This window comes from Spiroplasma sp. hy2, assembly GCF_044714365.1.
GTDB lineage: Bacteria > Bacillota_I > Bacilli_A > Mycoplasmatales > Mycoplasmataceae > Spiroplasma > Spiroplasma phoeniceum.
Genome location: NZ_RXFZ02000044.1, coordinates 1 through 6,314, shown reverse-complemented (window position 1 = coordinate 6,314; position 6,314 = coordinate 1). Strand labels below are relative to the sequence as shown.

Here is a 6,314-nt window from a genome sequence, read left to right as displayed (position 1 = left end):
ATTTAACTAAATAATTTAAAATTTATAAAGTTTTATTTAAACTATTTTTTAGTGTACCAATTTTATAATTTTTATTTATATATTTATCATTTTTAATGATATTTTTTCATTTTAAATTATATATTTTATTATTTTTCCTTGTTTTGTTGGAATCTCCAAAATGTATGTGGTATACTACAAAATTTTTCTAATTCTAAAAATTCATTTCAATTAAAAATATCATATTTTGATATTTCATTTCAACTACTTTCATTATTTGGAAAAGTAAAAATTAGTTTATTAGATTGTTTTAGAAAGTTTGTAACTGCAATATTTGAATAGGATTTTTCATCTTCAACACCATTTTTTCAAAGATATCAAACATCAAATTCTATTAACTGCAAATATGTAGTTCTATCTTTTCCGCTAGCTTTGGTTCCAATAGGACAATTTTTAATTAATTCTAAATTAATATTTTTACCTTCAATTGTAATTTCGATTGTTGTTGCAGAAATTTTATTATTTCAAATATTTAAAATTTTATCTAATATTTCGTTATTAACGACTTCATTAATTTTAAGTAAATATCAATTTTCTTTAAATTTATTATTTTCATCATAAATATCTAACTTATTAATTGCTTGTTTATAAAAATCATCTATTTTTAAATTATAAATATCATTAATATTATCTTTTAAATAATATTTTTCGTTATTTGGCGAATTAAAAGTTATATTAATTTTTTTATTTTTTATGTCTAATTCAAAAGATAAATAATTTCTTGTTTGATTATAAATAATTTTATAAAGATCAAATAAACTTAGTTCTGATTGATTATCTTGTATAAAAGTATATTTAATATTATCTGATTTATTAGTTCATATTAAGTTATTTTTTCAAAATTCCTTTAAAAACTATCTTGATTAAAATATTCTTCAGAAACTGTATATAAACCATTCCAAGCAAGTTCATTTATATTATTTTTAACTAATATTTTAAAATCAAAAATTCCCATTATTGGTTTACAACTAACTATACAAGATTTATTTTCTTCAATATTTTCAATATTTGTTATTATTCCTAAGTATATTTTTTGATTAATATCATTAGTTATATAAACATAATCACCAATAACGGTGTTTATATTATTTTTACTTAATGTAAATCTTGAAACTTGTAAAACATAGATATATTCACCTTATGATGGTAGTTTCTTATGACAAGAAATTACATTTTCAAGTATTAATGACAAAATTAGTAATAGTGGTTTGGCAGTAAGACAATTTATTCAAACAAGTGCTCCAGGAGAGGGTTATTGTTTTCCTAAAATAACTTATGATGAAAAATTAAATAAAGGTATTGTTGAATTAGATGATATTTTATTAAAAGATCCAGGGGTTAGAGCAATGGCAGTTAAATTTTATGGTAATCCAATTTTATTTGATATACCAGTTATAGGAAGACCAATTATTAAAGGTCAATTTAATAAAAAAGTAATGAATTCAAGAGATTTATTAATGTATAACATGTATCCTGCCCCACCTGATAAAATAAATACTTATGCATCACCCGAAGTAAGTTGATATAACATTCAAGGTATTCAACCAACTATTATTACTGGATATAAAGATTGAAAAAAAGATATGGAAAGTAGATACGACTTTTGAAATCAAAAAAATAGTGAGGGTATTGTTATAACTGATAAAGCAAGTTCAACAGCAACTAATCCTACGGTTGGGACAACTATTAATGAAGAAGATAATAATTCTGAATTTTATTGATCTAAAAGTTGAAAAATAACACCACCAAATAAAGTAAAAGTAAATAGTGGTAATGTTGATAATATTATTAGTACACAAGCTTCATCTTATTTTAGAAGAAAAGATGAATTTGGTAATACAGTTGGGCAAGTTCAATTTGAATATAATAAAATGAGTTCATGTAATGTTTGAGATATTTTAAATATGAATAATTTTATTAATCGCCAAATTACAGTATTACCTTTAAACTATACGCAAAAGTTAGTATTTAATCCTTTTACTATCCCAGGCGGAGTTGGTAAATTCTTAAATTTTATTTCATTTGGTATTCCATGAGGATGAGTTATTAATCAAGATAAAAAAACTTGACCTAATTTTCAATTTCTTAATGGTTTTATGAGTTCTAATGTTTATAGTTTTTATAATGATGCTTTTTGGTCTGAAAAATCAAAAGGAAAAGGTTATTTACCATTTGAAATATTTAGAGAACAAGGCAATGATAAAATTGGTGCTATGATTGGTGCTAATGCTACTAGTTTTAGTTTTACTACTTTATTAACTGATAAATTTAAAGGGACTGTTTTAACTAATGATGGTAAACCAACCGAAGAATTAGTTTATTCAACTTATAATTTAAAACAATTAAATGAAAAAACTAACCGAGTTTATTTAATTAATGAAAAAACCAAATCAGTTGATGCYCAAACACCAGTTAGTGATAGTGAAAAAGATAATAATTGCGAATTCTTACAAACACCTGATGGTACAAATTGTAGTTATATAATTGATATGTTTTCAATTCAAGCATTATATAAAGGTAATTTTGAAATTATCTTTTATGCTGATAACCCATATACAAATAATGAAGAAGATTATTTACGTTTATCCGTTTGGAGTTTTAGAGGTGTAAATTGTACTATGAAGTGTAGCACTTTATAAACTGTAAAATCAAGCTTTTTAAATTTGTAAAGATTTTTTATAAAAATTAAAGCAAAAATATCTTTTATTTTATGGCTTATTTTAGTTAATTAATTACTAAAATAATTATTAAGCTTAAAAATAAGGTTTTCATTCATATAAAAAGTGCTACATTTGCATTTACAATTTACAAGGTAAAACAAAAAGTACACTAAATAATTATTTACGCGATATGACAACTAATTATAAAACTAGTTTCTTATTACCACACGACTTTGAAATACCAACATTTAATTACCCACAATATGTTCTGCCACCAGTTCCATATAACTATCCAGAGTATACAAAAGATATTATGCCTTCTGATGTAGTACTACCATTAATAACTAGATTTAATTCAGAAATAAAATGTAAACAAGTAGATAGTAATCCAATAAATTTTTTTGCAGATGAATTTAATTATGGTTATTATGAGGTAGAAATTGACTTAAAACAAATTGACCCAACAATTCAAAGTATTGATAAATTTATTAGTTCATATAAAACTATTGAAATAAGTAATCTAGGTAATTTACAAGTTGAATGTGGACCACCTGAAATAGAAAATTTTATTGCTAATAGAAATATTAATATAACTGGTGGAAATGAGGATTGTAGTAATAATTTATTTTCATTATCAGAGATAAAATTATTAGAAGATGGTTATTCACAAGTTGATAAAGTTAATTTTAAATTTGATATTGATAATTTAATTGTATTAAATACTAATGAAATACCAATAAATGATATTAAAACATTTAAAACTGGTTATACTAATGGTTTACCAAGTGAAAAAAATATTATAATAGATATGAAGCACCAAATAATATATTTGAAATATATTTTTCATTGCAAATAACATCATGGTCTAATAATGTTAATAATAAAATTAAAGAAATATATTTACAATCATATTATACAAATGATATGAAATTAAAAATTAGATTTTCAAAAGCATTAATTGGTAATTTATTAGCAAAAATATTAAGAAGTACCAGATGATTTTGGGGTAATAAAGATTATATTGTATTAAATATTAATAATCCCAATATATTGGGTATTCGCAATAAAAGTGATAATCCGGTTAAAATTACAACAAAACCAAGATAAAAAGAAAAAGAGATATAAATCTCTTTTTTTATTCTCCTTTAACTTTTATATTACCATTTTCCTCAATATATAATAAATCAGATATATTAGTATCTAAATTTCAACGATAAACTGATTTAAATCTTGGAGCAGGTCAATCACTTATAACTCTATAAGAACGAATAACAATTGTAACCATTGGTGATTTTCATTCTAAATTTAAAGTATAATTTTCATCTTCATTCTTTTTATCAATTTCAATACTTGGATGAGTTCTATCTATTAGATTATTATTTTTAAACTTGGTAATATTTCAATTTTGACCTTTTCATACTACATAATATCATTTATTATCAACTGTATTAAATAGTTTTTCTTGTGGTGCTATTCATTCTAGATTATCTTTGATTTCTTGGTTATTTGTATTTATTTTGTTTTCTTCTTTTAATTTTGCTAATTCTTCAGGGGTATATTCTTGTGGTGTATTACAAGCAACTAAACTTGTTGTACTTGTTCCAATTAAAGTGATTGTTCCTAAAATACTTAATAATTTTTTCATATTCCTTATATCCTTTTTATTACTATCAATTAAGTGAATCTATTGAAACACTATAATTAACTTTTACATTTTCSGTATAAACATTTTTATCAGCAGAATTGATAATTGCATTGTTATTACTAATATTTTCAACGTTAATTTTTGTGATATCTAGATTGTTATACATTTCTTTTAGTTTATTTTTAATTTGTTGTTTTGTTGGATTAGATAAATTTTCAGTTTTAAATTCACCTAAATTATTATTTGTAATAATTTTATTTAAATTAATATTAGATATAAAAGTAACGACTACTTCACCACTTAAAATATCTTTTCTTTTAAAATTTATTTTTGCATTTGTTGTTGTTATATCACTAACTTCAAAATCATTTATATTATTTTCTAAATTTCTATTTAATTCTTTTATTTTATTTTTAATTTGTTCTGAAGTTGGTTTATCAACACCATTAGTTATAATTGATCCTAATTCAAGATTTTGAAAAACTGATTTTACTGGCCGAGAATAATTAATATCTATTTCACCAGTATAAATACTTGTATCATTTGAAATAACTTTAGCGGTATATGTTGTAATACTTGTAACATTAATTTTTGTTGTGTCTAATTGTGGGTTTAATTCTAATAATCTAAACTTAATTTGTTCTTTATAACTATTACCTAATTTTGAAAAATCTATTTCTCCTAAATTAGAATTTATAATAATTTCGTTTATTGGTACAGATTTATCAACTTTAAAATAAAGTATTTTTTCGCCAGATAATCCATCTATAGTAATATTTACAGAATTAGTAGTAATATTTTTGACTTTAATTTGTTCAGCCGCTATGTGTGGATATTTATTAATTAATTTATCTTTGATTTGTTGTTCTGTTGGAATGTTAGCTCCATTAGTTTTAAAAATAGGACTTTGTGTTTGTCTTTTTACTCTTATACTTTGTTTTTTTTGATAAGGGCTGGCGGCAATTGTTGTTGGTAGTGCACTTCCACTAATTGCTAATACGCTTAATAAACTAAGTAATTTTTTCATTACGTGTTTTTTCTCCTTTTCTTATCTTGAAACTATTTATTGAAATTTTTTATCAAGATTTACCTTCAGTATATATATATATATATATATATATATATATATACAAGCAAAATTATGAATTATTTACAAAATTTTATCTTGAAAAATGACTATTATGACGCGTTTTAAAGGTTAAATTAGCAATAAAATATATTAAGTTTAAAAAGTTTATATAAAGTATTGTATTGCTAAAATAATAGTGTAAAATAGTTATAATGGTTTATCCTTTTAACAAAAAAGTAATTTACGGTTTATGCTTTCCGCCTTAAAAAGACTTATGCTGACTTGTTATTCGAACAAGAATAAAAAAAGAGAGGTTTATAAAATGGCACTTACAAAAGAACAATTAATTGAACAAGGTTTAAGTGAAGAAATAGCAGATAATATATTAAATGAATTTCATAATGAAACAAAACAAATTATTGAGGGTATTCAAAAGCGTAAAGATACTATTTCAAAAGAAGAGTATTTAAAAGTTGCTAATGAATTAGATGAATTAAAAGCATTTAAAGATGTTCCATCGACTAAAATTGAAGATATTAAAACTAATTTAAATAAAGTTAGTGGTAGTTCTTTAACTGAAAAAATGCAAACTTTAAAAGAATTAAAACCTGATTTGTTTGTTGAAGAACAACTATCAGTTTCACCAACTAATTTTATTAAAGATATGATTGAAAAATCGGTTGAAAATAAAAATGATGAAATTGAAAGTATTAAAGAAAAAGGAGCATATACTCCTGAGGAAATTAAAAAATTAACTGATTATACACTTAAAAACCTTAGATAATAAGGAGTGAATATTATGGCAACAATTAATTTGCCACAAGTACCTTTTACATTGCAAGGTAATACAACAGGTCAAAAAGCCTATGTTGATATGGTTAATGCTTTATTGCGTGGRAYT

General features: G+C 22.7%; 7 protein-coding genes. 4 read left to right on the top strand and 3 right to left on the bottom strand.

The window, feature by feature from the left end; all coding sequences use genetic code 4:
* Window positions 1–128 precede the first annotated feature (128 nt).
* Complete coding sequence (locus tag EHV01_RS02380; RefSeq protein WP_422066044.1) at window positions 129–383, bottom strand: hypothetical protein; 255 nt, start codon at window positions 381–383, stop codon at window positions 129–131.
* Window positions 384–1,247: 864 nt separating this feature from the next.
* Here EHV01_RS02380 and EHV01_RS02375 point away from each other — a divergent pair.
* From EHV01_RS02375 to EHV01_RS02365, 3 genes are all read left to right on the top strand, one after another.
* A complete protein-coding gene (locus EHV01_RS02375) occupies window positions 1,248–2,678 on the top strand; it encodes a hypothetical protein (RefSeq protein WP_422066043.1) in 1,431 nt (476 codons plus the stop codon).
* Between the two features lie 211 nt (window positions 2,679–2,889).
* Window positions 2,890–3,555 carry a hypothetical protein gene (locus tag EHV01_RS02370; protein WP_422066042.1) on the top strand — a complete coding sequence of 222 codons (666 nt, stop codon included), beginning with the start codon at window positions 2,890–2,892 and terminating at the stop codon, window positions 3,553–3,555.
* Window positions 3,546–3,806: a hypothetical protein gene (locus EHV01_RS02365; RefSeq protein WP_422066041.1), complete on the top strand. Its 261-nt coding sequence runs from the start codon at window positions 3,546–3,548 to the stop codon at window positions 3,804–3,806. The genes EHV01_RS02370 and EHV01_RS02365 overlap by 10 nt, the downstream gene beginning before the upstream one ends.
* A 28-nt stretch (window positions 3,807–3,834) precedes the next feature.
* Here the strand turns inward: EHV01_RS02365 and EHV01_RS02360 are convergent, their stop codons facing one another.
* Both EHV01_RS02360 and EHV01_RS02355 read right to left on the bottom strand, forming a co-directional pair.
* Window positions 3,835–4,344: a lipoprotein gene (locus EHV01_RS02360; RefSeq protein ID WP_422066040.1), complete on the bottom strand. Its 510-nt coding sequence runs from the start codon at window positions 4,342–4,344 to the stop codon at window positions 3,835–3,837.
* Between the two features lie 22 nt (window positions 4,345–4,366).
* Window positions 4,367–5,371: a hypothetical protein gene (locus tag EHV01_RS02355; RefSeq protein WP_422066039.1), complete on the bottom strand. Its 1,005-nt coding sequence runs from the start codon at window positions 5,369–5,371 to the stop codon at window positions 4,367–4,369.
* A gap of 364 nt (window positions 5,372–5,735) precedes the next feature.
* On the opposite strand from EHV01_RS02355, the gene EHV01_RS02350 reads away from it, so the two are divergent.
* Window positions 5,736–6,197, top strand: coding sequence for a hypothetical protein (locus EHV01_RS02350; protein ID WP_422066038.1), 462 nt, complete (start codon window positions 5,736–5,738; stop codon window positions 6,195–6,197).
* The last annotated feature ends 117 nt before the right edge of the window (window positions 6,198–6,314 follow it).